This is a genomic window from Idiomarina sp. 28-8 (genome assembly GCF_000320945.2).
Taxonomy (GTDB): domain Bacteria; phylum Pseudomonadota; class Gammaproteobacteria; order Enterobacterales; family Alteromonadaceae; genus Idiomarina; species Idiomarina loihiensis.
In genome coordinates, this window is sequence record NZ_DF266793.1 from 1 (window position 1) to 24784 (window position 24784).

Here is a 24784-nt window from a genome sequence, read left to right on the forward strand (position 1 = left end):
CAAATGTGATCAAATCCAACATGAATAAAGGGCGTTGGCACATAAAGCCATTGATGCGTAAAATAGAAGCCTGACTAATTACTGGCAAATATGGCGTAACTTCATAATGACTTACAAACGAATCGATACATCTGAATACCCACAACAACTCGCACAGAAGACAGATCGGGTTAGAGAGATGTTTCGTCCTTTTCACATTAATGAAGTGGAGGTGTTTGAATCGCTTGCCAGTCACTACCGAATGCGTGCTGAGTTTAGGGTTTGGCACGAAGGTGACGACTTGTACTACATTATGTTTAACCCTGAAACGCGTGAAAAAATCCGCATGGATGAATTCATACCAGGGAGCCTGCTTATTAATGAGCTAATGAAAGAGCTTATTAGTTTATTAAAGCCGAATGAGGTTTTACGTCGCAAACTGTTTCAAGTGGATTTCCTGACTACCACCACCGGTGAAGCCATTATCTCTTTACTCTATCATCGCCCTTTAGATGACCAATGGGAACAGGAAGCCATCCAACTTCGCGAAGCGCTGACCTCTATAGCTAAGGTTGAAGTTATAGGAAGAGCTCGTAAGCAAAAACGCGTGTTATATAAAGAAAGCGTCACTGAAGAAGTTAAGGTTGATGGAAAAAGCTATCTGTCTCTACAAACCGAGAACAGCTTCACTCAGCCAAATGCCATTATTAATCAGCAAATGATCAGTTGGGCTAAACGCCACGCGGGCAACAATTCGCATGACTTATTAGAGCTCTACTGCGGCAACGGCAATTTTACCTTACCGCTGGCTGAGAACTTTAATCGCGTTTTAGCTACTGAAATTAGCAAAAGTTCTGTTGCGGCGGCTCGCGAGAACGCAGAATTGAACAATATTAAAAATGTCACCGTTGTTCGTATGTCTGCCGAAGAGTTTAGTGCAGCGTTAAGTGGAGAGCTGGAATCTAAACGGGCGGCTGATGCTGAGATTCACAGTTTTGATTGTCAAACCGTATTGGTTGATCCACCCAGAGCGGGTTTAGATAAAGACACGTTGAAGCTGGTGCTTCAGTATCAAAGAATAATTTATATTTCCTGTAACCCGGAAACTTTGACAGAGAACATTCATGATTTATCCAGTAGCCATAAAGTGACTGCAGCGGCAATGTTCGATCAGTTTCCCTACACAGACCACATTGAAACGGGCGTTGTTCTGGAAAGGAAGAGTTAACCTTGAACGGGCTCTTCAGCCACCGAGGAAAAATTAAGCTTGCGGCTTAAGCGAAGGTTCGAGACATGGGCATAAATAATGAGACCGGCACCAAATAGAATAATGACAGGTTCACCCCAGTGTCCCAGAATATCGCGTTGAGAATAGATAAATGCTCCTAGTAGTAACAATGACAGCAGGTGCCATTTACCGTGCTTCCGCGCACCACTAATAAGAGATAATAGCCCGATAACAACACTGAAGCCTAAAATGGTGTTTTCCAATAGGTCTTCGCCGATAAAGGCTAAACCCGCCATAGCGAGCAACGGCAGAATAACAGGCAGCAATAAGCAATGAATCGCACACAAAGTGGTGACCCAAATTCCTGCTTTATCCAAATTTTTGGATGCTGTTGCTGACATACTAGAAACGACCTTCTGCATAAACCTAAGCTGTAATATTATAACATACGAAAAGAATAGCCAAGGGAGATCAGAAAAAATTGTTTTCTCAGGCGATACTGATCAAGCAGTTTGAATAGAGAAAGGCAGCACTTCGGTTATTGATTTCGCTCCACAGGCAATCATTAGCAGCCGATCGAACCCTAGTGCTACGCCGGAACACGCGGGGAATCCCGACTCTAACGCCGCCAATAAACGAGTATCTTCGGGTTGTGTGGGCAAATTCAGCTGTTTACGTCGTTGATTATCCTGGCTAAAACGCAGACGTTGCTCAGCTGGATCAGCAAGCTCATTATAACCATTGGCCAATTCCACTCCCTGATAATAAAACTCAAATCTTCTGGAGACACGCGGATTATGCTGGTCAATTTTGGCCAAAGCAGCTTGCGACTTTGGAAACTCGGTGATGCAAATCGGTATCTCCGCAGGAAACTGGCCTTCTATTAATTCCGAAAATGCCACTTGAAGAATGGTATTTTCATCGTCTTCTTTTGACATCCAGTCCGTTAAAGCGGGTTGTTCAATAAGCTCTTGTCTGATGTTTTCAACACCGCAAGTCGTCAAAGGGTCTTCGCCAAGGTAATCAAGAAAACACTGCTGGTAGGTGATGACTTTAGTTTCCGGCGCGTCACAGACTTCAGTCAGCAGCTCTGAAACTTCAGCAATTAGCTGAATATCGTCGTACCCAACCCGGTACCACTCAAGTAAAGTAAATTCCGGATTATGGAAGCGCCCTATTTCGTCATCGCGCACCACATGGCTCAATTGATAAATATCTTTTCCATAGGCTGCAAGAATTCGCTTCATGGCGTATTCGGGAGAGGTCTGCAAATAGAGTGTTCTATTTCCTGAAGCCAGCGGATACTTGAATTCCGTGGTGAGATTATTCAGATGACAATCGGTTACCCCAAACTGGGACAACAAATGCGTATCGACTTCGGTTACCTTCCTTTCATAAAAAAACTGGCGGACTTGTCGCATGAAATCAGCGCGTTTAACAAGCACTGACCAATCTGCTGCTGGCCGCCAGTCGGTCGTCATATCTATTTACTTTTGAACGCGGGAAACGTATTCGCCCGAGCGAGTATCCACTTTGATCACTTCGCCAATTTGTACGAATAACGGAACACGAACAACCGCGCCAGTGCTCAGTGTGGCAGGTTTACCGCCAGTACCGGCAGTATCACCTTTAAGTCCGGGGTCAGTTTCAGTAATTTCCAATTCAACAAAGTTTGGCGGCTGCACATTAATTGGCTTCCCTTCCCACAGAGTCAAAGTACAAACATCTTGTTCGACAAGCCATTTCTCCGCTTCGCCTACCGCCTTCTCGTCGGCAGGAACTTGTTCAAAGGTTTCGTTATTCATAAAGTGCCAGAATTCACCATCGTTATAAAGATAAGACAGTTCCAACTCAATAACATCAGCTCCTTCAACGGATTCGCCCGACTTGAAGGTTTTCTCAACCACTTTACCGCTGATTAATTTGCGAATTTTAACGCGGTTAAAGGCCTGACCTTTACCGGGCTTAACCATTTCATTTTCAACGATCGAGCATGGCTCGCCGTCCTGCATGATTTTTAAACCACCTTTAAATTCACTCGTACTATAATTCGCCATAACAAGACTTTCCTTTGTAAATGCCTGATCATTTGCGCGCAATAATAAAACAAATAGCGACTTTTTTCAGGTAAAATATGGAGTATTTGCAGCAGTCGCGGAGGCGTAGTGCCTGAGCCAGCGTATCCTATCTCTATAAATGATCGTCCTGACTGGCAGTTTGAGCTGAAACAAGCCTATACCCAGCCAGAAGAACTGCTACGCGCACTCAAACTCGATCCCGCATTATTTAGTGAGGATATCAAAGCCCGTAAGCTCTTTGCTATGCGCGTGCCAAAGCCTTTTGTTGCGCAAATGCAAGTCGGAGACTCTAACGATCCATTATTACGTCAGGTGCTCCCTTTGCACAACGAGTTTGAGTCAGAGCCCGGTTACAGCACCGACCCTCTGCAAGAACAGCAAGGCCCCGTAAATGGTCTTCTGCACAAGTATAAAAGCCGAGTATTGTTGATACTGCAAGGCGGTTGCGCAGTCAATTGCCGTTATTGCTTTCGGCGTCACTTTCCTTACGACGAATTAACCTTCAGCAAACGCCAACTAACGGAGACACTGGAGTACATCCGACAACACCCGGAAATTAATGAGGTGATTCTGAGCGGCGGCGACCCTCTAATGGCAAAGGACGAGCGGCTTAAAGGGTTGATTAACGAATTTGAATTATTGCCCCAACTCACCCGTTTACGTATTCATAGCCGGTTGCCAGTCGTGATACCCTCCCGCCTGACGCATAAGCTTAAAGAAGTGCTCAGCAACAGTCGTTTGCAAAGCGTCTTAGTGCTTCATGCGAATCATGCAAATGAGATTTCTCCTGAGTTAGCCGGGGCACTCGATGACTGGCACCACGCGGGTATCCATTTACTGAACCAGAGCGTCTTGCTCAGCGGAGTAAATGATAATTTAACCGCGCTTATTGAGCTTAGTGAAACGTTATTTAGTGCCCGGGTTATGCCCTACTATTTGCACCAGCTGGACAAAGTTGAAGGCGCCAGCCATTTCGCGGTTAGTGACGAGAAGGCGCAAGCCTTGTGGCAAAAAATGACTCATGAATTACCTGGGTTTCTGGTTCCTCGCCTGGTCAGAGAGGAAGCTGGTGAACTCAGTAAAACCGCTATCATGCCGGACGGCACTAATACATTAACAGAGGAAAAACTATGAGCGATAACCTGGAAAGTGTAGAAAGCAAACTGCAGGATCATCTTCAGCAACTGTATCGTCAAGTTATTGATGCAGACCAGTACCTTGACGATCTGCGTCAACAAGGCAAAGCCAAGTTCCAGGGCGTTTTCGCCGAGCAAACGGTATTTGAAAGCACAGGCAACCGTTTTCAGCCCTACCTTAATGAAATTGCTGCCAACTTTGAAAAATGGCAGCAGGACAAAGAAAACGAGCAGCAGTTGCAGTTACTGGTACAACAATTACAGTTGATGACTGAAACTCTCGCTCGTCTTAAAGCTATTCGTCAGGCTGGTTAACAAAGGTTTCTTCGAACCACTGAGTCAGCATCTGCTTTTCAAAATATAAGTCATCCCGTCTCATCCGTGATGCCAGGCTGTCGTAATTAAACCCCATATTTTTTACGTGAGCCTGGCCTTCCTTTACAGCTTCTCCTGAGTTACTCATTAAACGATAATCAAATTCCATTCTAGGGAAGTCAATTTCCCGAACAATGCGCACGTAATTTGAACTCGAGCGTCCAAATGTCGGTTCAACCCGGCCGGTTAAATCAACGTCTGTTACGGTAATTTCCAGCTTCTGATCTTCAGGAAGCTTTGCCGCCAACTCCTGAAAATGCTCAGTCAGCTTATCCATCACCTTTTTCTGGTACCGATCACGTAAGCCATCGGCCGGTCGAATATCTGTGTAACTATCAACATCTTTCCAGGAAACTTCAGCCGTACCAGCATATGCTGTAAAGCTACAGGCTAATAACGCCGCTCCCACTATACCTTGAACACGCATGCTATCTTCCTCCCATACAATCGCCAAGGGTGTCATCTCTAGGTTAGAACACAAATAATGAAAAAAATTCCATAAAAAAAAGGGGAGCCATCAAGGCTCCCCTTTTCAAAAGTGCGTTGGGAGGCTTACATCATGCCGCCCATACCGCCCATTCCACCCATGTCGCCGCCAGGCATGCCGCCTGCGTTGTCATCTTGTGGGATGTCAGCAATCATTGCTTCGGTGGTGATCATCAGTGCGCCAACAGATGCCGCGAACTGAAGTGCCGAACGGGTCACTTTGGTTGGATCCAGAATACCCATTTCCAGCATATCGCCGTAAGTGTCGTTACCGGCATTGTAACCATAGTTACCTTCGCCAGCACGTACGTTGTTAGCAACCACAGAACCTTCGGCGCCAGCGTTCATTGCGATTTGACGCAACGGCGCTTCCATCGCACGCAGGGCTAAACGGATACCAACGTTCTGTTCTTCGTTGTCACCACGCAGTTCTGCCAGTTTGCTCGCAGCGCGAACCAAAGCAACACCACCACCAGGTACCACGCCTTCTTCAACAGCTGCACGAGTTGCATGCAACGCATCTTCAACGCGCGCTTTTTTCTCTTTCATTTCCATTTCAGTAGCAGCGCCGACTTTAATCACCGCAACACCGCCAGCTAACTTAGCCAGACGCTCTTGCAGTTTTTCACGGTCATAGTCAGACGTAGTGTCTTCCATCTGCTGCTTGATTTGGTTAACACGACCGTCGATAGCGGTATCGTCGCCATTACCGTCAACAACAGTGGTGTTGTCTTTAGTAATCACAACGCGCTTCGCAGTACCTAAGTCTTCCAGCTGCGTTTTTTCCAGCTCCATACCAATTTCTTCAGAAACCACAGTACCGCCAGTCAGAACAGCAATGTCCTGCAGCATAGCTTTACGACGGTCGCCAAAGCCTGGTGCTTTAACCGCAGCAACTTTAACGATGCCACGCATATTGTTCACAACCAGAGTTGCCAGCGCTTCGCCTTCAACGTCTTCAGCAATAATCAGCAGAGGTTTACCGGCTTTAGAAACACCTTCTAATACCGGCAGTAACTCGCGGATATTAGAGATTTTCTTATCAATCAGAAGAATGAACGGGTTGTCTAATTCAACCGAACCACTTTCCTGGTTGTTAATGAAGTAAGGAGACAAGTAACCACGGTCGAACTGCATACCTTCAACAACGTCCAGCTCGTCAGTCAGTGCCTGACCTTCTTCAACGGTGATAACACCTTCCTGGCCTACTTTGTCCATTGCCTGAGCAATGATTTCGCCAATAGTGTGATCAGCGTTTGCAGAAATAGTCGCTACCTGAGCAATGGCTTTGCTGTCGGCACAAGGCTGAGAAATTTTCTTCAGCTCTTCAACTGCAGCGATAACCGCTTTGTCGATACCGCGCTTAAGATCCATCGGGTTCATGCCTGCGGCTACTGACTTCAAGCCTTCGTTAACAATGGCTTGAGCCAGAACGGTTGCGGTTGTTGTACCGTCACCCGCTTCGTCATTTGCTTTAGACGCCACTTCTTTAACCATCTGCGCGCCCATGTTCTCGAACTTATCTTCCAGCTCGATTTCTTTCGCAACAGACACACCGTCTTTGGTGATAACAGGAGAACCGTAAGACTTATCTAATACAACGTTGCGACCTTTTGGACCCAGCGTCACTTTTACTGAATCAGCAAGAATGTTAACGCCTTTCAGCATTTTTTGACGTGCTGTGTTACCAAATTTGACTTCTTTAGCTGCCATTTTTGCTTTCCTCTTAAATTCGTTTAGTCGGTTGTGCTAGTAAGCGTTTCTGACGTCTTATTCTTCAACAGCCAGAATGTCGCTTTCGCTCATGATTAAGTACTCTTCACCGTCAATTTTCTCGGTTTTAACACCGTAGCCTTCATTGAACAGCACTTTGTCACCAGCTTTTACGTCTAGTGCACGTACCTCACCGTTATCCAGAATGCGGCCTTTGCCTACTGCTACGATTTCACCGCGAGTAGATTTTTCTGCCGCAGAACCAGTCAGAACAATGCCGCCAGCCGATTTCGCTTCGACTTCGGTGCGCTTAATAATGACTCGATCGTGTAAAGGACGAAGTTTCATTGTTGATAACTCCTCAACCTATTGTTGTTAGTGGTTAATACCCCTAAGGGGCGGATAAAAATGTGTGTGCACATTAAATGGGGGAGGAATTTTTGTTATCAAGGGGGAAGCTCAAAAATTTTTATGCTAATTTGCAAAACTGACAGGCGCTATAGGGAGGTTCTATGACTCAGCAACCACAATTGATTTTATGCACCACAGACAGTTCTGACTCGGCTAAACAGCTGGCGCGTTCTCTGCTCGAAAAAAAGCTAGTGGCCTGCGTCAACATAGTGCCTAATATGACCTCTATTTACTCCTGGCAGGGCGAATTGCATGAAGACCAGGAGTGGCTTTTACTGATAAAATCGACTGCGGAACGTTTCAGTGACATAAAAAGTACCATCAGTGCTATTCACCCTTACGATTCTCCAGAATTAATAAGCATCAATATTGAAGATGGTTTACCCGATTATCTGACGTGGATACAGGACTCAGTTAAATGATACAAAGATTCATCACATGTCTCGCAGCCTTAACCCTGGTTTTTGCCGTCGTTGCGCCAGCGCATAGTGTGCAGTCGAATCCATTCCAGCAGGACAATCAGTTTTTATCGGTAGATCAGGCTTTTGATTTCGACAGCGAAGTTAATGACAGCAAAGTGACGGTCAGTTGGGTTGTCGCTCCCGAGTACTATTTGTATCAACACCGCTTTAAGGTGGTTCCCGAAAATGCATTAGCAGCAGAACCCGAACTCCCGCAAGGCGAGTCTCATAGCGATGAATTTTTTGGCGAGTCAATTGTATACCGCAACTACGTTGAGTGGTCTTTTACACTTAACCCGGAGTTTTCCGGCGACACCATTACCGTTCAGTATCAGGGCTGCGCAGATGCGGGGTTATGTTACCCGCCCACTGAAAAGCAGATTAAACTCTCCAGTACTAGTGAAACGGCCCCCGCCACCGCACCGCCAAACACCGACAGCAGCCTGTTCGGTATAGGTGAACAACATTTAGTCATTACATTGTTACTCTTTTTTGCTTTGGGTATTGGCTTAGCTTTTACCCCCTGCGTGTTTCCTATGTACCCCATTTTATCCGGCGTTGTGCTGGGCAACCGTGAACGTAACTGGAAAAACACACTTTGGCTTTCCTTTATATACGTTCAGGGTATGGCCATTACCTATTCTTTATTAGGCCTGGTTGTGGCATCAGCGGGTATGCAGTATCAGGCTTACTTTCAGCATCCGGTGGTGTTAATCGTTCTGGCAGCGTTGTTCGCTCTTTTTGCTTTGAGTATGTTCGGAGCTTATACGCTGCAGCTTCCTATTAGCTGGCAGTCAAAACTGCAAAGCTTTAGCGGCCAGCAAAGCGGAGGCAATATCGTTGGCGTCTTTATTATCGGCGCTATTTCCGGCCTGGTAGCATCACCCTGTACCACAGCCCCCTTGTCAGGGGCGTTACTCTTTATTGCGCAATCGGGCGATATGGTAAGCGGCGTCGCTATTCTTTACGCATTAAGCCTGGGGATGGGCGTGCCGCTTATTCTATTTGGCTTAAGTGGCGGCAAGCTTCTGCCCAAAGCCGGCGCATGGATGAACGTAGTTAAGCAGTTCTTCGGTTGGCTGTTATTGGCAGTTACCTTATTCTTAATTGAGCGCCTTATTCCGACCAGTATCAGTATGTGGCTATGGATTTTCTACTTTATTCTTGCCGCCGTATCTCTGGCTGTTTCGATAAGCCAACCGCTTCGCACCACCACAAAAGTTATCACTGTTGTATTTCTGGCAGCGGCAGCTACTACAGGCAGTTACTGGCAGGTTAATAAAGCGCAATTGGAACAAAAAAGTCACGGTCTTTTTACTGTTGTCAGTAATGTAAGCGACATACAGCAACAAATAGCAGAGAGTGACCGTTGGGTAATGCTAGACCTTTACGCTGACTGGTGCGTGGCCTGCAAAGAATTCGAGCAGTACACCTTTTCTGATGAACAGGTTCAGACGCAATTTCAGAAATTTAAACTTATTCAGGCCGATGTTACCCGCAATAATGCGCAAGACGTGGAAATTCTGAGTCGCTACAAGGTGCTGGGTCTGCCCACTATTCTGTTCTTTGACCCGGAAGGCAAAGAACGCTCTGAATACCGGGTGACCGGTTATATGAACGCTGAAGATTTCAAAAAGCATCTGGAAAAGATAGTTTCCGAGTAAACTTGTGCCTAAATGCGCTGATAAGACCAGTAAAGTGCTGCAATCTTGCTTTTTTTCCCTATAATACTGTTGTTATAGGAACCCAAACTGAAAGTTGTGGTCACTTTTAATAGTTTTCGTAACTTCACAGCAAATGGCGGCACAATGGCAGAACGTTTTAAAATATTAGTGCTCAATGGCCCGAATCTAAATTTACTGGGGCAGCGTGAACCAGAGCTTTATGGTAAGCAAAGCCTGGATGATATCGCTGACTCATTGGGAGCCATTGCTAAACAAAACGCAACAGCACTCGATTTTCGTCAGTCCAATGCTGAACACCAGTTAATTGACTGGATCCAGCAAGCCGCCAAAGACTCTGTAGATTATATTGTGATTAATCCGGCAGCCTACGCACACACCAGTGTGGCATTACGCGATGCGTTATTGGCTGTGAAAATCCCTTTTATTGAAGTGCACCTTTCCAATATTTATCGCCGTGAGAGCTTCCGCCACCATTCGTATTTGGCGGACGTGGCCGACGGCGTTATCTGCGGGCTTGGCGCCCGTGGTTATGAATACGCATTACAAGCAGCTTTAACTACATTGAACAACACAGATAACTAAAGGTAGACGTTAGCATGGATATCCGAAAAATTAAGAAACTGATCGAGCTCGTTGAAGAATCTGGCGTAGCAGAACTGGAAATTACCGAGGGCGAAGAGTCAGTTCGGATTAATCGTTACAGTGCGCAGCCTGCACCGATGCAATACGCGCCACAACCGCAACACGCCCCTCAGCAAGCGCCACAATCAGCTCCGGCAAGCCAGCCAGCGGCAGAACCAGCAAGCGAAGAAATTAGCGGTCACGTTGTTCGCTCGCCTATGGTTGGAACCTTCTACGAAGCTCCATCCCCTGATGCAAAACCTTTCGTTACTGTTGGCTCTCGCGTTAATGCCGGCGAAACACTGTGCATTATTGAGGCAATGAAAATGATGAACCAGATTGAAGCAGACAAATCCGGTGTCGTTAAACAGATTTTAGTAGATAACGAAGAGCCGGTTGAATTTGATCAGCCACTGTTTATCATCGAATAAAGTAACCGCAGGTATTTGTCATGTTAGATAAAGTGGTCATTGCCAACCGTGGCGAAATTGCACTGCGCATACTGCGAGCCTGTAAAGAGCTCGGCATTAAAACAGTGGCAGTTCATTCAACGGTTGATAGAAACCTTAAACACGTTTTACTTGCAGACGAAGCAATTTGCATAGGTAAAGCGCCAGCAAACGAAAGCTACCTGAACATTCCCCGTATTATCAGCGCAGCTGAAATTACGGATGCAGCAGCTATTCACCCGGGTTACGGCTTTCTGGCGGAAAACGCCGATTTTGCTGAACAAGTTGAACAGTCTGGCTTCATTTTTGTTGGCCCCACGCCGGATCTTATCCGTCTTATGGGCGACAAAGTGTCGGCCATTAAAGCAATGAAAAAAACCGGCGTTCCTTGCGTTCCGGGGTCGGATGGCCCTCTGGATGACGACGACGAACGTAATAAGAAGCTTGCTAAGCGCATTGGTTACCCAATTATTATTAAAGCAGCAGGCGGCGGCGGTGGTCGTGGTATGCGAGTTGTACGCGAAGAGAGAGAATTGCTCAGCTCTATCACTATGACTCAGAACGAAGCTCGCGCTGCCTTCGGTAATCCTGTTGTTTATATGGAAAAATTCCTTGAAAACCCTCGCCATGTGGAGATTCAGGTTCTGGCCGATGGACAAGGCAATGCCATTCATTTAGGTGAACGCGACTGCTCGATGCAGCGCCGCCACCAGAAAGTGGTTGAAGAGGCACCTGCGCCGGGTATCACCCCTGAAATGCGTAAATTTATTGGTGAGCGTTGTGCCAAAGCTTGTGTAGAGCTGGGCTACCGTGGCGCTGGTACATTTGAATTCTTGTACGAAAATGGTGAATTCTATTTCATTGAAATGAACACCCGTATTCAGGTTGAGCATCCGGTTACCGAGATGGTCACAGGTATCGACTTGATTAAAGAGCAGCTGCGCATTGCGGCCGGTCGTCAGCTTTCGGTCAGTCAGGAAGACGTTGTCATTCGTGGTCATGCAATTGAATGCCGGATTAACGCCGAAGACCCTGAAACCTTTACACCGTCGCCGGGCACTATTACCCGCTTCCACTCTCCGGGTGGCTTTGGTGTGCGTTGGGACTCACACGTTTACGCGGATTACAAAGTACCGCCGAACTATGACTCGATGATAGGTAAGCTGATTACTTACGGCGAAAACCGTGATATTGCTATTGCCCGTATGCGTAATGCCTTAAATGAATTGATCATCGAAGACATTAAAACCAATATTCCTCTGCAAAAGTCGATTATGGCAGATGAAAACTTCCAGCACGGTGGCACCAATATTCACTACCTTGAGAAAAAACTCGGTATAGGCGGGCATTAATTAATGCCCTGGATACAACTCACCCTTTCCTGTAGTGAAGAGCATGCGCCCCAGGTTGGTGACATGCTCATGGCTAACGGCGCTCAGGCGGTAACTTACCGCGACGGCGCCGACACGCCCATTTTTGAACCCCGCCCCGGCGACGTTATATTGTGGGAGCACACTCTAGCCACGGGCTTATTTGACGCCGACGCGGACATCAAAGCCATTACTGCTAACCTGAAACAGTCCAACATTTTCGGCAGCGACTTGCAGTACAAAGTTGATGCACTGGAAGATAAAGACTGGGAACGCGAATGGATGGATAACTTCCACCCTATTCAGTTTGGCGAGAATTTATGGATTTGCCCCAGCTGGCGGGAGATACCAAAACCTGAAGCCGTTAATATTTTGCTCGACCCCGGCATGGCTTTTGGTACCGGAACACACCCAACAACCGCTATGTGTCTGCGCTGGATAGACGCCAACCCACCAACCGGAAAAACCGTGGTGGATTTCGGTTGTGGCTCAGGAATATTAGGCATTGCCGCATTACTATTTAAAGCAGAGCACGTAATTGGCATTGATATTGACCAACAGGCGCTGATTGCGACCAAAGATAACGCTGAGCGTAATAAGGTGGGCGATAAATTCAGCCTTTACCTACCCAGCCAGCAACCTGAAACCCAGGTGGACCTGGTACTTGCCAATGTCCTCGCCGGCCCTTTACGAGAGCTAGCTGATACCATACTCGGCTTTGTTGCCCCCGGCGGACAACTGGTTTTATCCGGTATACTGGAACGGCAAATAGAAGGGGTTATTGAGGCTTACCAACCCCACATAAAATTCGATACCCCGACTATAGACGGCGACTGGGCAATGCTCAGCGGCACCCGCGTTGGTTAACAAGCGTACGCTTTGTCAATAGTAAAAAATGAAAAAAAGACTCAAATTGCGTAATAAATAGCCTTTTCTTTATTGCGCAAATTCCCTAAAATTCCTCACCCTTTCGCTGAGTAGTTTTTAACCGATGCGGATTGGTCCATATCAACTCGACAATCAGGTCATATTAGCTCCCATGGCTGGAGTTACTGATCAGCCGTTCCGTCAGCTGTGTTACAGCACGGGGGCTGGGCTTACAGTATCAGAGATGCTGTCCAGTAACCCCAAGGTATGGCAGACCGATAAATCCAGGCAACGCATGGATCATTCGGGAGAGCTGGGCATTCGTGCTGTGCAGATAGCGGGCTCGGAACCGGCATTAATGGCCGAAGCAGCGCGCGTGAATGTGAGTATGGGTGCGCAGATTATTGACATAAATATGGGCTGCCCGGCGAAAAAGGTAAACAAGAAGATGGCTGGCTCGGCGCTTATGCAGCATCCCGGGTTAGTAGAAGAGATATTAACAGCTGTGGTTGCAGCTGTTGACGTTCCGGTAACACTGAAAACCAGAACCGGTTGGGATCCTGAACACAGAAACGGTATTGATATAGCGCAGCTGGCAGAACGCTGCGGTATTCAGTCTCTTGCCATTCATGGTCGTACTCGTGCCTGCATGTACAAAGGCATTGCGGAATACGACACCATTAAGGCAATTAAGAAGGCTGTTTCTATCCCGGTAGTGGCTAACGGCGATATCCGTACACCACTTCAGGCTCAACAGGTTTTAGAGTACACCGGAGCCGACGCCATTATGATTGGTCGCGGCGCGCAGGGTAATCCCTGGCTGTTTAGAGAAATAGCTCATTTTCTTGAAACAGGACAGGAGCTAAACCCGCCGTCCTTAACCGAAGTGGCTGAGACCGTTATTCATCACGTTGGCAAACTGCACGAATTTTACGGCAGTTACCAGGGTGTCAGAATCGCCCGGAAACACGTTGGTTGGTATTTAAAAGAAAAAGCCAGCAATGATGAATTCAGGCAAACATTTAATCGTCTTGAGGATGCCAGCGAGCAACTTAAGGCACTTGAAGATTATTTTGTCACTGTAGAGAAGAGATAAGCGCATTATGTTTGATCAAAACCCTAGTCGTGAGAACGTATCTCCCCTAACCACTATCGGCAATAACGCACAGCCAAAGCCACTGCGTGATTCCGTAAAACAAGCATTGAACAGTTTTTTGCGTCAGCTTGATGGTCAGGATCCTGAAGAACTTTACGAGTTAGTGCTATCTGAAGTAGAAGCACCGTTACTGGAAGAAGTCATGACTTACACCCGGGGTAATCAAACCCGCGCCGCAACCATGTTAGGCATTAACCGCGGCACCTTACGCAAGAAGCTGAAAAAATACGGCATGAATTAAGAAGTTTTTTGGGCGCCTTTTGGCGCCCTTTTTTTATTGACCTCCCCGTAAGTTAACTCAGTATAGAAAGGCAAAACAATGGAAACCCGTCCAATCCAACGCGCTTTAATCAGTGTTTCTGATAAAACCGGTATTGTTGAATTCGCTCAAGCTTTGGCTAAAAAGAACATTGAAATTCTCTCTACAGGCGGTACAGCCAAACTGCTTCGTGACTCAGGCATTGCCGTTATTGATGTTTCTGAACATACCGGTCAGGAAGAGATTATGGGCGGGCGGGTAAAGACACTGCACCCTAAGGTTCATGGCGGTATTTTAGGTCGCCGCGATGTCGACCAGAATGTTATGCAGGAGCAAAATATTGCTCCTATCGATATGGTTGTAGTGAATCTGTATCCCTTTGCTGAAACGGTTGCTAAAGAAGGCTGTTCTCTGGAAGACGCTATTGAGAATATCGATATTGGCGGTCCGACTATGGTTCGTGCAGCAGCTAAAAACCACAAAGACGTAACCATTGTTGTCAATGCCAATGACTATCAGCGCGTGCTTGCTGAGCTCAACGAGCACAATGGAGTCAGCCACAGCACTCGCTTTGACTTAGCGGTAGCAGCATTTGAGCATACCGCTCAATATGATGGCATGATTGCAAATTACCTTGGTAAGCAGCTTAGCGAAAACGACTTTGCGCGTACGTTGAACCTGCAGGTATCGAAAAAGCAGGATTTACGCTACGGCGAGAACTCGCATCAGTCGGCGGCATTTTATACTGAGCGCAATGCGCCAAAAGGTACCGTTTCCAGCGCCACTCAAATTCAGGGCAAGGCGTTATCCTTTAACAATATTGCCGACACAGACGCGGCGCTTGAGTGCGTAAAGAGCTTTGTTGAACCAGCCTGCGTTATTGTTAAACACGCGAACCCTTGCGGTGTTGCAATAGGTGAATCCATTACTGACGCGTATGACCGCGCCTTTAAAACCGACCCAACCTCCGCATTTGGTGGCATTATTGCTTTTAACCGCGAGCTGGATGAAGCAACCGCAACCGCTATTGTTGAGCGTCAGTTTGTGGAAGTTATTATCGCTCCGAGCGTCAGCGAAAGCGCCAAGGCAGCTGTTGCCGGCAAAAAGAACGTTCGCTTACTGGAATGCGGTGAGTGGTCGGACTCTGTTGAACAACTGGACTACAAGCGCGTCAACGGCGGCTTACTGGTCCAGGACACAGATAATCAGGACTTCATTCAGGACGACCTTAAAGTCGTCACCGAAAAACAGCCAACCGAAGCACAGATGACCGACTTATTGTTCTGCTGGAAAGTCGCTAAGTTTGTTAAGTCGAATGCCATTGTTTATGCCAAAGACGGTATGACCATAGGTGTTGGTGCAGGCCAGATGAGCCGGGTTTACAGTGCCAAAATTGCGGGTATTAAAGCCGCTGATGAAAACCTCAGCGTACCAGGTTCGGTCATGGCGTCGGATGCTTTCTTCCCGTTCCGTGATGGCATTGACGCCGCAGCGGAAGCCGGCATTACCGCTATTATTCAGCCGGGCGGTTCTATCCGCGACGAAGAAATCATAGCTGCTGCCAATGAACACGGTATTGCGATGGTATTTACCGGCATGAGACATTTCCGTCACTAAGCACCTTTGCTGATAACTGCAGCATTGCGTCAGTAACATTTGGGGGCTAGTCTTATAGGCTAGTTCTCAACTCTACAGGTGATAGTATGAAAAAAATAATAACTTCTGTTTCCGCCATTGCACTAGCAAGCGCCCTTAGCGCCTGTTCGCCGGCTCCTGAAGCCGACTCTTTGCAAGCCGCTGTTGACCATGAATCACGTACTGACAAGTATCAGGCTCGTGACGAGTTTCGCCACCCCAAAGAAACCTTAGAGTTCTTTGAATTAGAGCCAAATATGACGGTCGTTGAAATTTGGCCGAGCGGCGGTTGGTACACTGAAATACTGGCACCTTACCTTGCCGACGAAGGACAGCTTTACACAGCTCACTTCCCGGAGAACTCAGACAGTGACTACTACCAGCGTTCACTGGAAAACTTTAAAGAAAAACTCACCACGAATCCAATTTATGGGAATGTAGAATTAACCGAATTCTCTCCAGGCGAAGATACCGATCTTGCACCACCAAGAAGTGCGGATCGTATCTTAACGTTCCGTAACTTGCATAACTGGTACATGCAGGAAGGTGAAGACGGCGTGCTGCAAGCTTTCCGTCATTTTCATCAAACATTAAAGCCTAACGGAATGCTGGGTATCGTTGATCATCGCTTGCCCGAATCGGCAGATGCAGAAGCCTTTAAAGACTCAGGTTATGTGAAAGAAAGCTGGGTTATAGACTTAGCCGAGCAAGCAGGCTTTGAGTTTGTCGCCAGTGCCGAAATCAACGCAAACCCGAAAGATACAGCCGACCACCCTAAAGGCGTATGGACTTTACCTCCAACCCTAACTCTGGGTGATGAAGATAAAGAAAAATATGAAGCCATTGGTGAAAGCGATCGTTTCACCCTGAAGTTTCGCAAACCCGTTACAGACTAACAGGACAAAGCTAACCTTATGAAAGTATTGGTCGTTGGCGGCGGAGGCCGTGAACACGCTCTGGCGTGGAAAGCAGCACAATCAAACCAAGTTGACTGCGTTTATGTTGCACCCGGTAATGCAGGTACAGAGCGTGAGCCAAACCTGACGAATGTTGCTATTGGTGCTGAGGACATTGAGAGTTTGCTCAACTTTGCTAAAAGCGAAGACATTGAACTGACTATCGTTGGCCCTGAAGCACCGCTCGTTGCCGGTATTGTTGATCGCTTTAACGAAGCCGGACTGGCAGCCTTTGGCCCAACCGCAAAGGCTGCACAGTTAGAAGGCTCTAAAGCCTTCAGCAAAGACTTTTTGCAGCGTCACAGCATACCTACCGCCGACTACCAAAACTTTACCGAGGTTGAGCCTGCTAAAGCTTATGTCGCTGAAAAAGGTCTTCCTATTGTCATTAAGGCCGACGGACTTGCCGCTGGCAAAGGCGTTATTATTGCCGAAAGTCAGGAACAGGCAGATGCCGCTATCGACGACATGCTGGCCGGTAACCGTTTCGGCGATGCCGGGCATCGCGTGGTTATCGAAGAGTTTTTACGTGGCGAGGAAGCCTCCTTTATCGTGATGGTTGACGGTAAACATGCAATACCTTTTGCCTCAAGCCAGGATCATAAAGCCCGTGATAACGATGACAAAGGCCCAAATACTGGTGGTATGGGCGCCTACTCTCCGGCTCCGGTCGTTTCTCCGGCCATCCATGACTGGGTTATGCGTCATGTCATTAAGCCTACAGTGGACGGAATGGCTGCAGAAGGTGCGCCTTACAAAGGCTTCCTATACGCGGGTTTAATGATAGCTGAAGACGGCACCTCCAAAGTTCTGGAATACAACTGTCGCTTTGGTGACCCGGAAACTCAGCCCATTATGATGCGGCTGAAGTCTGATCTTGTCGAACTTTGCCTCCAGGCAATTGAGGGCAAACTCAACCAGGCACCTATCGACTTTGACGAGCGTGCCGCAGTTGGTGTGGTTATGGCCGCTGGCGGATACCCTGAAAGCTATGCGAAAGGTGACGTCATTCACGGTTTGCCGGATCACGCACCTGAAAACCAGAAAGTATTCCACGCCGGTACTAAAATGGATAACGGTAAAGTGGTCACTAGTGGTGGTCGAGTTTTGTGTTGTACGGCTTTGGGTGACACTGTTACAGAAGCACAAAAACTAGCATATCAACTGGTTGATCAAGTGAGCTGGAATAACGTCTATTACCGTACTGATATCGCTCACCGCGCAATAAAACGCGAAGGCTAAATACTTACCTCCTGTCATAGCACTGTCATAAAATAAAACTAAGCTTTTATGTTGTGCTGTAACAGGGGGTTCCATGTCAGGGTCTGATTTAACTAAAGAGCTGCTTAGCCTTATTCAGGACAAACAGCTTTATCCTCTATTCCAGCCCGTTATGGACACTTCCCGTGGAATTGTTATTGGCCACGAAGCTCTTATTCGCGGGCCTAAAGGACATCCACTTGAATTCCCGGATCGCCTATTTTCTCTCGCCAGCCAGGCACAGTTACTGTCTGAACTGGAACTAGCCTGTCGCTCGGCAGCTATGGAAGCGTTTCAAAAAAACGCTATGCAGGGAAAGCTGTTTCTTAACGTAAACCCTAACGTGTTGCAGGACGACAGCCACCCTCATGGCTCAACGTTACGCTTGTCTCAGCAATTCGGCATAGCGCCGGAACAAATCGTTATCGAAATTTCAGAGCGCTATCCAATTGAAGACACCAAGAACTTAAAACACGCCATTATTCACTATCAAAAACTGGGGTTTATGATAGCAATTGATGACTTAGGTGCCGGCTATTCAGGTCTGAAACTCTGGTCAGAATTACGTCCTGACTATGTGAAAATTGATCGATACTTTATTCATTCTATTGAAAAGTCCTCTGTAAAAAGAGAATTTGTACAAAGTATCTTATCGCTAGCCACCAGTCTGCGCACAAAAGTTGTCGTGGAAGGCATTGAAACGCCAGATGAGCTTGAACAACTGCAGGTTATGGGCGTTAATTATTGTCAGGGCTTCCTGCTTGGCAGGCCCGCGCCTTATCCGGTGTTGAAGGTTCCGTCCTCACTACTATTACCGCATCATCATGTTGCATTAAACTACCAAAGCACTATCGCCAGCGTGGTTGATACCATTCATTGCGTATCAGCTCATACGCGCTCATCGGAGGTACTTGATACCTTTACACAGGACAAAACCTTATCTTCCCTGCCCGTTATTCATGAGAAGAAAGTCGCCGGAATTATTCGCAGAGAAAAAATTATGGAGTTCTTTTCCGGTTCCTACGGTCATGCACTTTATGCCAACAAACCGGTTTCATACATAATGGACGAACACCCTCTTTCCGTTGACTGGCAAACGTCGCTGGAAGAGGTGAGCCAGCTTATTACCGATAACGACGAAGTCGATATTTATCAGCACATTATTGTGACTAAAAGCGATGTTTACTACGGTGTGGCATCCATTAAAAACCTATTACGCAGAATCACCGAATTAAAAGTTAACAATGCACGACATGCTAACCCCCTAACCCAACTGCCGGGCAACGTTGCCATTAACCAAATTATTGAAGAACAACTTTCCCGAGTACGATCATTCCACGTCGCCTACTTTGATCTGAACCATTTCAAGCCCTATAACGACATTTATGGGTACGAACAAGGCGATCAAATTATCAAATGGCTGGCGCAGATACTGCAAAAGCAACTATTCAGGCATGGTCATTTCATTGGCCACATTGGCGGGGACGACTTTGTGGCCATTTTCAAAGACATAGATAAAGAACAAACCGAAGAGCAATGTAATAAAATTATCAGAGACTTTGAGCAGGATATTACCCGCTTTTATCATCAGGAACACATTGATTTAGGAGGCATAAAAGCGTTATCCCGAAACGGTACGCCGGTTTTTTACCCTTTACTGGGCCTTGCTATAGGAGTTGTTCAGCCTGATCCTTCCGAGTGTTTATCGCATCACGATGTCGCACTGCTGGCCAGTGAAGCCAAAAAAGAAGCGAAACAATCTGACGGCAGCCGTTGCTACATGTGCCACCGCCAAAAACCCAGACGTTTACGCCAAATCAGTCCTCAACAATAAGGTCATCTTCGGTGTCCGAGGCTGAACTGAAAGTGTCATCAGCAAATTTACCCCGACCATACATACTGGCAACTTTAGGGCGATGAATTCGTGCCTGATACTTGGCCCAAACCTTTTCTACAGTACTTACCGGAGCTTGCTCACCTTTGCACGCGGCCAGTAATTCAATGTCTTCTTTTAACGTCGGCTTAAATTCACCGTTCAGCATGGCTGTAATCAAACAACCATAATGAGTCAATGCATCGCTTTCACGAATTGAAAAGTCGCCGGAGCGTGAAAAGCCATAAGGATAGTTGCGGAAATCGTTAAACGGTTTCTTTAACAGTGATTCACGGGTCATCTTGGTCATGGGTAAGCCCTTCCTACAGACTAAAAACCGAACAAAAGTCTGTCGTTGTATACGACAAAGACGATATAGAGCTAACTCAGAATTTTGTCAATGAAAATTTTTGTAAAATGCCTTTTAACAAATTTTTACAGCATCTATAAATTAGCCTCACGTAATCAAATATGTCACTTTGTTTCAAATTATTTCGCGAGTAAAAGGAAGAGCACTATGAATAAGTTAATGTTAACAACTCTGGCTACCGCTACATTAGGTCTGGCTGCATGCGGAGGATCAGATAGTAATGACACTAACGATGTCGCTCAGTTCTCTTTAGGTATCAGTGACGCCCCTGTCGACAATGCAGAATCTGTTGTCGCCTGCTTTAATGCCATTGAGCTTACGGGAAATGGCAGCTCTCCGCGGACTTTCACAGTTGGTGAAGATATCGAGGCTCCTGAAGAAAATGATCTTTGTACTAATGAGGAAGGCCAGCCCATAGCCAACACCATAGGTATTAACTTATTAGAATTCACCGGCAACGATTCAATGATGTTTCTGGAAGATGCTGAAATAGCAGCCGGACAATACGGTCAACTAAGACTGGTTATGGCGGATGGCTCATACATTATGACCGACACAAATGGTGACGGCGAAGCCGAGAAGGTGAGTATTCAAGTCCCTTCTAATGAACTTAAACTAGACGGCTTTATTGCCGATGCCGGTGGCAACCTTAACTTTACTGTCGAGTTTGACTTACGCAACTCAATGACAAATCCGGTAGGCCAAAGCCACTATATTCTTAAACCCAGAGGCGTTCGTTTAGTTGATAATTCTGCGGTCGGACACCTGAAAGGAACCGTCGCTGAAGGCGCACTGCTGTTTAACGACACTTGCACCGTGGCACCGGAAAACACAGATGAGCCAGTAGCTTACGTGTATTTATACGAAGGCAGTGATCTTGACGAAGCAACTCTGGCTGATAACGGCGGTTCGGAAGAAAATACGCCGTATGCCAGCACAGCGGTTTACTTTGATGGCGTTAGTACCTACGACTTTTCGCTTGGGTTTATTGCCGCAGGAGACTACACAGCCGCGCTAACCTGTAACGGTGACGACGACCCTGAAGCCGATGACGAAATTAATTTCCTATTTGCTGAAAATGTCAGTATTGAAGCGTCCAGCGAACCACAAGAACTGGAGTTTGTTGGTGCCGCCAGCGAGTAACCTCAAATTAAAATAAAGCTACAGGGACGTAGCTTTTACCTACCAAAACCCAAAAGCGGAACCAAGACTTCTGCCACTCAGCACTACAGAAATCAGAAAAATAATTGCGGCTAAAATATTTTGCAGCAGTGAGTTGCGATATTTTCCCAACAGAGGACTTTGACAAAGCCACCAGAGAAATCCGACTATTATGGGCAACAAGATGCCATTAGCCACCTGTGCAAACCAGATAACAGTTACGGGCTTAATACCAACGCTGGAAATAATAATGCCAATTACCAGAATCGTGAACCAGATAATCCGAAAAGCTCTGCTGCGTAAATTAACGGACCAGCCCATAATTCCGCAGAGTGCATAAGCACTGGCTAAAGGCGCGGTTGTTGCCGACGAAATACCCGCAGCGAACAGCCCTATTGCCATTAAGTAGGTGGCTCCGTCTCCAAACAATGGTCTTAAAGATTCAGCCAGGTCGCCAGCGCTTTCTATCTCAATTTGCTGACCAAAAAAAGCTGAGGCGGCCGTAGCCACAATAGCCATAGAAATAAGGCCACCAAAAGGAATAGATAGGAAGAGATCACGCCGCGCGGCAGGCAGTTCTTCTGCCGTTTTCCATTTTTTTGAAACACTGGATGCGTGCAGGAAAATATTATAAGGAACCACGGTTGTGCCAATTAGAGCCACGACCGTTAAAGTCGCTCCGGTAGGCATGGAAAAACCAAAGGTACCAGTGAATACCGCCCCCCAGTCAGGGTCTGTTAATAGAAACGTACCAATAAAAGCCACGCTCATTAGCAGCACCATAACAATAAGAGCTCGCTCTATCACGCGGGCATTCCCGGACCAGAGTATCAATAGCGCAATAATACCAATGACAAGTGCCCAGGCATTACTCAGCCAGACATCAAGTACAGGTACCGATCCAAGCAGTTCGCTTGCACCCAGGCTAGCCCCGGAAAGGTTGCCCCCCTGATAGACACTGTTGCCAATAGCAATAGCACTAAAAATGAGCAACAACGCCAGCCACCGAAGCCAGCCCGAGGTTAAATTATTACGAATATTCTCGCCCAGGCCAGCTTGAGTTACCAAACCAATACGGGCAGACATTTCCTGCAAAATGACGCAGGCGACAACGGAAAATAGCAATGCCCACAGCAGTGCATAGCCGAAATTAGCGCCAGCTAATGATGCGGTAACCACCGTACCCGGACCAATAAAAGCCGCGGCGACCAGGGCACCCGGCCCAAAGTTAGACAGTTTCAACATAAATATCCCTGTTCCCCGGAGACAACAGAAAAGTTAAATTTATGAGTAACCCATTTATTGTTTTTATTTTGCATGGGAAGCATGTCCGTTTGACGGTAATTTAACCGCTGAGTCTATCTCACTTTAGAGGATTGCACAAAACACCTCACTGCGGTAAAACAGTGCTATGACAAAGACAAAATTAGACTGGTCAAAAATACTGAAATCCGGGCAGAGAATCTTTATAGGTTCTCACGCAGCGGTGCCTACGGCCCTTATTGATGACCTGATAGAAAATTCGAAAAACCTGCACGATATTGAAATTGTGCAGTTAATGACGCTGTCTGATAACAAATGGGCAGGTCCGCAGTATCAGCAACTCTTTAAGGTAAACACCTTTTTTATTGGTGGGGATACAGTACGAACTGCGGTTAACGAAGGACGCGCAGATTACACTCCCAGCTTTATTTCCGACATTCCGAATTTGTTCAGTAACGGAATTCTGCCGCTGGATGCGGCCTTAATTATGGTCAGCCCCGCCGACAAGTACGGCTACCATTCTATGGGCGTGTCGGTTGATGTGGTTGCCGCGGCAGCTAAGTCTGCCAATACGGTAATAGCGCAGGTTAACCCTAATATGCCGGTTACCTATGGACAGTCGTTTCTGCACACGAACCAGATTCACCATTTTTGGGAACATGCGGCGCCACTACCGGAGCTGCCGCCGCCAAGCCTGGAAAACAATAAAATCATTGAACGTATAGGCCAGTACATTGCTTTGCTGGTTGAAAATGGCGCGACTCTGCAAATTGGTGTGGGTACCATTTGCGCGGCGGCACTGCGTTACCTGAGCAATCACAAAGATCTTGGCATTCACAGTGAGCTTATCACTGACGATGTTATGCACCTTATGCTCAAAGGGGTCATCAACAATCGTAAAAAAACCTTTCACCCGAACAAAATCGTCACCAGTTTTTGTATGGGTTCTAAAGCTCTGTATGACTTTGTTGATCACAACCCCCACGTTGGTTTTTACCCTAGTGAGTACGTTAACTCACCGGCCAATGTCGCCCGCAACGACAAACTCGTGGCTATTAATAGCGCCATTGAAGTGGACTTAACCGGACAGATTGTTTCCGACTCCATAGGACATCAGTTTTATAGCGGTATTGGCGGGCAAGTTGACTTCAGTCGTGGCGCTTCCTTAAGTAAGGGGGGTAAGCCCGTCATTGCTCTGCCGTCAACCACCGAAGACGGCAAAGTATCGCGCATTGTGCCTTTTATTCGTGAAGGAGCCGGAGTGGTCACCACGCGAGGGCACGTGCATTATGTCGTAACCGAATTTGGGGTGGCGTCGCTGCGCGGAAAAAGTATCCGCGAACGCGCATTAGAGCTGATTCGTGTTGCCCACCCTAAATTCCGTAGCCATCTGTTACAGGAAGTACGCAAACACTACTGGGTGCCCAACTATCAGCAACAAACCCCTGTCGATGTGCCTGAACTTGGTGACATCGGCTTTAAAAAGCTAAAAATTAATAATGAGTCTTTCGACTTAAGACCTCTCTATCCATCAGACGAACGACGATTGCAGGAGTTTTTCTACTCTCATACCAAAGAAACCCTGCAGTTACGATACAACGCAGTGCCCACCAATATGACCCGGGAAAAATCCTGTAATTTGGTCAGCGTTGATCAGTCCAGAGACCTGGCCCTTTGTATTGTTCGCCAGAAGGGCTCAGCGGTTCAAATTCAGGCCGTAGGACGTTACTACTTCATTGAGTCTCAAAATAGCTGTGAAGTGGCTTTTGTTACCCGTGAGAAGTATCAGGGGCGGGGCATGGCGGGCATGTTACTGGATGAAATGATCCGTATTGCCAAAGAACGCAAGCTGGACAGTATGCAGGCCTATGTTCTGGCAGCTAATAAGCCCATGCTCAGCGTGTTCGAGCGCGGAGGCTTTAAGCGCCTACCCAGTGAAGAGCCCGGAGAAGTGCTGCTGAAACTCGAGCTGAACGAGGACGCAGACTAGCT

25 protein-coding genes are annotated in these 24784 nt (G+C 47.0%); 17 read left to right on the forward strand and 8 right to left on the reverse strand.

The genetic code is table 11. The features are described from left to right. The first annotated feature begins 106 nt into the window (after positions 1 to 106). A complete protein-coding gene (gene trmA, locus RJ32_RS12075) occupies positions 107 to 1207 on the forward strand; it encodes a tRNA (uridine(54)-C5)-methyltransferase TrmA (protein WP_034822560.1) in 1101 nt (366 codons plus the stop codon). On the opposite strand, the gene RJ32_RS12080 is transcribed toward trmA, so the two are convergent. The 3 genes from RJ32_RS12080 to efp all read right to left on the reverse strand — a co-directional run bounded on the left by RJ32_RS12080 (position 1204) and on the right by efp (position 3264). Beyond that, positions 1204 to 1608 (reverse strand): MerC domain-containing protein, encoded by a 405-nt coding sequence (locus RJ32_RS12080; protein ID WP_011235500.1) that lies wholly within the window; start codon positions 1606 to 1608, stop codon positions 1204 to 1206. The genes trmA and RJ32_RS12080 overlap by 4 nt on opposite strands. 102 nt (positions 1609 to 1710) lie before the next feature. Then, positions 1711 to 2688 carry an EF-P lysine aminoacylase EpmA gene (gene epmA / locus RJ32_RS12085; protein WP_034822562.1) on the reverse strand — a complete coding sequence of 326 codons (978 nt, stop codon included), beginning with the start codon at positions 2686 to 2688 and terminating at the stop codon, positions 1711 to 1713. A gap of 6 nt (positions 2689 to 2694) precedes the next feature. Continuing rightward, positions 2695 to 3264 (reverse strand): elongation factor P, encoded by a 570-nt coding sequence (gene efp, locus RJ32_RS12090; protein WP_011235502.1) that lies wholly within the window; start codon positions 3262 to 3264, stop codon positions 2695 to 2697. A 108-nt stretch (positions 3265 to 3372) separates the two neighbouring features. Between efp and epmB the strand changes: the two genes are divergently transcribed. Both epmB and priC read left to right on the forward strand, forming a co-directional pair. Next, on the forward strand, positions 3373 to 4419 hold the full coding sequence (gene epmB, locus RJ32_RS12095) for an EF-P beta-lysylation protein EpmB (RefSeq protein ID WP_034822564.1): 1047 nt from the start codon (positions 3373 to 3375) through the stop codon (positions 4417 to 4419). After that, positions 4416 to 4736 carry a primosomal replication protein PriC gene (gene priC / locus RJ32_RS12100; RefSeq protein WP_011235504.1) on the forward strand — a complete coding sequence of 107 codons (321 nt, stop codon included), beginning with the start codon at positions 4416 to 4418 and terminating at the stop codon, positions 4734 to 4736. Before epmB ends, priC begins: the two co-directional genes overlap by 4 nt. Here priC and RJ32_RS12105 read toward each other — a convergent pair. The 3 genes from RJ32_RS12105 to RJ32_RS12115 all read right to left on the reverse strand — a co-directional run bounded on the left by RJ32_RS12105 (position 4717) and on the right by RJ32_RS12115 (position 7343). Further along, positions 4717 to 5223, reverse strand: coding sequence for a DUF3016 domain-containing protein (locus RJ32_RS12105; protein ID WP_011235505.1), 507 nt, complete (start codon positions 5221 to 5223; stop codon positions 4717 to 4719). The genes priC and RJ32_RS12105 overlap by 20 nt on opposite strands. A 125-nt stretch (positions 5224 to 5348) precedes the next feature. Continuing rightward, entirely contained in the window at positions 5349 to 6995 is a 1647-nt protein-coding gene (gene groL / locus RJ32_RS12110; protein ID WP_011235506.1) for a chaperonin GroEL, read from the reverse strand. Between the two features lie 57 nt (positions 6996 to 7052). Further along, positions 7053 to 7343, reverse strand: a complete 291-nt coding sequence (locus RJ32_RS12115) for a co-chaperone GroES (RefSeq protein WP_011235507.1) — start codon at positions 7341 to 7343, stop codon at positions 7053 to 7055. A gap of 164 nt (positions 7344 to 7507) precedes the next feature. Here RJ32_RS12115 and cutA point away from each other — a divergent pair, with 164 nt between their 5' ends. From cutA to RJ32_RS12175, 12 genes are all read left to right on the forward strand, one after another. Then, positions 7508 to 7828, forward strand: a complete 321-nt coding sequence (cutA, locus tag RJ32_RS12120) for a divalent-cation tolerance protein CutA (protein ID WP_011235508.1) — start codon at positions 7508 to 7510, stop codon at positions 7826 to 7828. Further along, the gene (locus tag RJ32_RS12125; RefSeq protein WP_034822567.1) at positions 7825 to 9531 is read left to right on the forward strand and encodes a protein-disulfide reductase DsbD; all 1707 of its coding nucleotides are present in this window, start codon (positions 7825 to 7827) and stop codon (positions 9529 to 9531) included. The genes cutA and RJ32_RS12125 overlap by 4 nt, the downstream gene beginning before the upstream one ends. Positions 9532 to 9675: 144 nt before the next feature. After that, on the forward strand, positions 9676 to 10134 hold the full coding sequence (gene aroQ / locus RJ32_RS12130; RefSeq protein ID WP_034822569.1) for a type II 3-dehydroquinate dehydratase: 459 nt from the start codon (positions 9676 to 9678) through the stop codon (positions 10132 to 10134). Between the two features lie 14 nt (positions 10135 to 10148). Beyond that, complete coding sequence (accB, locus tag RJ32_RS12135) at positions 10149 to 10604, forward strand: acetyl-CoA carboxylase biotin carboxyl carrier protein (RefSeq protein ID WP_011235511.1); 456 nt, start codon at positions 10149 to 10151, stop codon at positions 10602 to 10604. A gap of 20 nt (positions 10605 to 10624) precedes the next feature. Then, positions 10625 to 11974: an acetyl-CoA carboxylase biotin carboxylase subunit gene (accC, locus tag RJ32_RS12140; RefSeq protein ID WP_034822571.1), complete on the forward strand. Its 1350-nt coding sequence runs from the start codon at positions 10625 to 10627 to the stop codon at positions 11972 to 11974. A gap of 3 nt (positions 11975 to 11977) precedes the next feature. Then, positions 11978 to 12859 carry a 50S ribosomal protein L11 methyltransferase gene (gene prmA / locus RJ32_RS12145; RefSeq protein WP_034822573.1) on the forward strand — a complete coding sequence of 294 codons (882 nt, stop codon included), beginning with the start codon at positions 11978 to 11980 and terminating at the stop codon, positions 12857 to 12859. 124 nt (positions 12860 to 12983) lie between these two features. Continuing rightward, positions 12984 to 13955 carry a tRNA dihydrouridine synthase DusB gene (dusB, locus tag RJ32_RS12150; protein WP_034822575.1) on the forward strand — a complete coding sequence of 324 codons (972 nt, stop codon included), beginning with the start codon at positions 12984 to 12986 and terminating at the stop codon, positions 13953 to 13955. Positions 13956 to 13962: 7 nt separating this feature from the next. After that, positions 13963 to 14256 carry a DNA-binding transcriptional regulator Fis gene (fis, locus tag RJ32_RS12155; protein ID WP_011235515.1) on the forward strand — a complete coding sequence of 98 codons (294 nt, stop codon included), beginning with the start codon at positions 13963 to 13965 and terminating at the stop codon, positions 14254 to 14256. 78 nt (positions 14257 to 14334) lie between these two features. Next, positions 14335 to 15891 (forward strand): bifunctional phosphoribosylaminoimidazolecarboxamide formyltransferase/IMP cyclohydrolase, encoded by a 1557-nt coding sequence (gene purH, locus RJ32_RS12160; protein ID WP_034822577.1) that lies wholly within the window; start codon positions 14335 to 14337, stop codon positions 15889 to 15891. Between the two features lie 86 nt (positions 15892 to 15977). Further along, positions 15978 to 16805 carry a class I SAM-dependent methyltransferase gene (locus tag RJ32_RS12165; protein ID WP_034822579.1) on the forward strand — a complete coding sequence of 276 codons (828 nt, stop codon included), beginning with the start codon at positions 15978 to 15980 and terminating at the stop codon, positions 16803 to 16805. Between the two features lie 18 nt (positions 16806 to 16823). After that, positions 16824 to 18107, forward strand: coding sequence for a phosphoribosylamine--glycine ligase (gene purD / locus RJ32_RS12170; protein ID WP_034822581.1), 1284 nt, complete (start codon positions 16824 to 16826; stop codon positions 18105 to 18107). A 73-nt stretch (positions 18108 to 18180) separates the two neighbouring features. Beyond that, complete coding sequence (locus tag RJ32_RS12175; protein WP_034822583.1) at positions 18181 to 19959, forward strand: bifunctional diguanylate cyclase/phosphodiesterase; 1779 nt, start codon at positions 18181 to 18183, stop codon at positions 19957 to 19959. On the opposite strand, the gene maoP is transcribed toward RJ32_RS12175, so the two are convergent. Further along, entirely contained in the window at positions 19943 to 20308 is a 366-nt protein-coding gene (gene maoP / locus RJ32_RS12180) for a DUF413 domain-containing protein (RefSeq protein WP_011235520.1), read from the reverse strand. The two genes, RJ32_RS12175 and maoP, sit on opposite strands and share 17 nt — an antisense overlap. 207 nt (positions 20309 to 20515) lie before the next feature. On the opposite strand from maoP, the gene RJ32_RS12185 reads away from it, so the two are divergent. After that, the gene (locus tag RJ32_RS12185) at positions 20516 to 21511 is read left to right on the forward strand and encodes a DUF4382 domain-containing protein (RefSeq protein ID WP_034822585.1); all 996 of its coding nucleotides are present in this window, start codon (positions 20516 to 20518) and stop codon (positions 21509 to 21511) included. Positions 21512 to 21550: 39 nt separating this feature from the next. Here RJ32_RS12185 and RJ32_RS12190 read toward each other — a convergent pair whose 3' ends face one another. Beyond that, positions 21551 to 22774: an Nramp family divalent metal transporter gene (locus tag RJ32_RS12190; RefSeq protein WP_034822587.1), complete on the reverse strand. Its 1224-nt coding sequence runs from the start codon at positions 22772 to 22774 to the stop codon at positions 21551 to 21553. 166 nt (positions 22775 to 22940) lie between these two features. Here RJ32_RS12190 and RJ32_RS12195 point away from each other — a divergent pair, with 166 nt between their 5' ends. Beyond that, a complete protein-coding gene (locus tag RJ32_RS12195; RefSeq protein ID WP_011235523.1) occupies positions 22941 to 24782 on the forward strand; it encodes a GNAT family N-acetyltransferase in 1842 nt (613 codons plus the stop codon). Positions 24783 to 24784: the final 2 nt, after the last annotated feature.

Bases quoted from the DNA above. Each gene is read 5' to 3' on its own strand.
- trmA (WP_034822560.1), top strand. From the start codon at position 107: ATGACTTACAAACGAATCGATACATCTGAATACCCACAACAACTCGCA.
- RJ32_RS12080 (WP_011235500.1), bottom strand. From the start codon at position 1,608: ATGTCAGCAACAGCATCCAAAAATTTGGATAAAGCAGGAATTTGGGTC.
- epmA (WP_034822562.1), bottom strand. From the start codon at position 2,688: ATGACGACCGACTGGCGGCCAGCAGCAGATTGGTCAGTGCTTGTTAAA.
- efp (WP_011235502.1), bottom strand. From the start codon at position 3,264: ATGGCGAATTATAGTACGAGTGAATTTAAAGGTGGTTTAAAAATCATG.
- priC (WP_011235504.1), top strand. From the start codon at position 4,416: ATGAGCGATAACCTGGAAAGTGTAGAAAGCAAACTGCAGGATCATCTT.
- RJ32_RS12105 (WP_011235505.1), bottom strand. From the start codon at position 5,223: ATGCGTGTTCAAGGTATAGTGGGAGCGGCGTTATTAGCCTGTAGCTTT.
- groL (WP_011235506.1), bottom strand. From the start codon at position 6,995: ATGGCAGCTAAAGAAGTCAAATTTGGTAACACAGCACGTCAAAAAATG.
- RJ32_RS12115 (WP_011235507.1), bottom strand. From the start codon at position 7,343: ATGAAACTTCGTCCTTTACACGATCGAGTCATTATTAAGCGCACCGAA.
- cutA (WP_011235508.1), top strand. From the start codon at position 7,508: ATGACTCAGCAACCACAATTGATTTTATGCACCACAGACAGTTCTGAC.
- RJ32_RS12125 (WP_034822567.1), top strand. From the start codon at position 7,825: ATGATACAAAGATTCATCACATGTCTCGCAGCCTTAACCCTGGTTTTT.
- aroQ (WP_034822569.1), top strand. From the start codon at position 9,676: ATGGCAGAACGTTTTAAAATATTAGTGCTCAATGGCCCGAATCTAAAT.
- accB (WP_011235511.1), top strand. From the start codon at position 10,149: ATGGATATCCGAAAAATTAAGAAACTGATCGAGCTCGTTGAAGAATCT.
- accC (WP_034822571.1), top strand. From the start codon at position 10,625: ATGTTAGATAAAGTGGTCATTGCCAACCGTGGCGAAATTGCACTGCGC.
- prmA (WP_034822573.1), top strand. From the start codon at position 11,978: ATGCCCTGGATACAACTCACCCTTTCCTGTAGTGAAGAGCATGCGCCC.
- dusB (WP_034822575.1), top strand. From the start codon at position 12,984: ATGCGGATTGGTCCATATCAACTCGACAATCAGGTCATATTAGCTCCC.
- fis (WP_011235515.1), top strand. From the start codon at position 13,963: ATGTTTGATCAAAACCCTAGTCGTGAGAACGTATCTCCCCTAACCACT.
- purH (WP_034822577.1), top strand. From the start codon at position 14,335: ATGGAAACCCGTCCAATCCAACGCGCTTTAATCAGTGTTTCTGATAAA.
- RJ32_RS12165 (WP_034822579.1), top strand. From the start codon at position 15,978: ATGAAAAAAATAATAACTTCTGTTTCCGCCATTGCACTAGCAAGCGCC.
- purD (WP_034822581.1), top strand. From the start codon at position 16,824: ATGAAAGTATTGGTCGTTGGCGGCGGAGGCCGTGAACACGCTCTGGCG.
- RJ32_RS12175 (WP_034822583.1), top strand. From the start codon at position 18,181: ATGTCAGGGTCTGATTTAACTAAAGAGCTGCTTAGCCTTATTCAGGAC.
- maoP (WP_011235520.1), bottom strand. From the start codon at position 20,308: ATGACCAAGATGACCCGTGAATCACTGTTAAAGAAACCGTTTAACGAT.
- RJ32_RS12185 (WP_034822585.1), top strand. From the start codon at position 20,516: ATGAATAAGTTAATGTTAACAACTCTGGCTACCGCTACATTAGGTCTG.
- RJ32_RS12190 (WP_034822587.1), bottom strand. From the start codon at position 22,774: ATGTTGAAACTGTCTAACTTTGGGCCGGGTGCCCTGGTCGCCGCGGCT.
- RJ32_RS12195 (WP_011235523.1), top strand. From the start codon at position 22,941: ATGACAAAGACAAAATTAGACTGGTCAAAAATACTGAAATCCGGGCAG.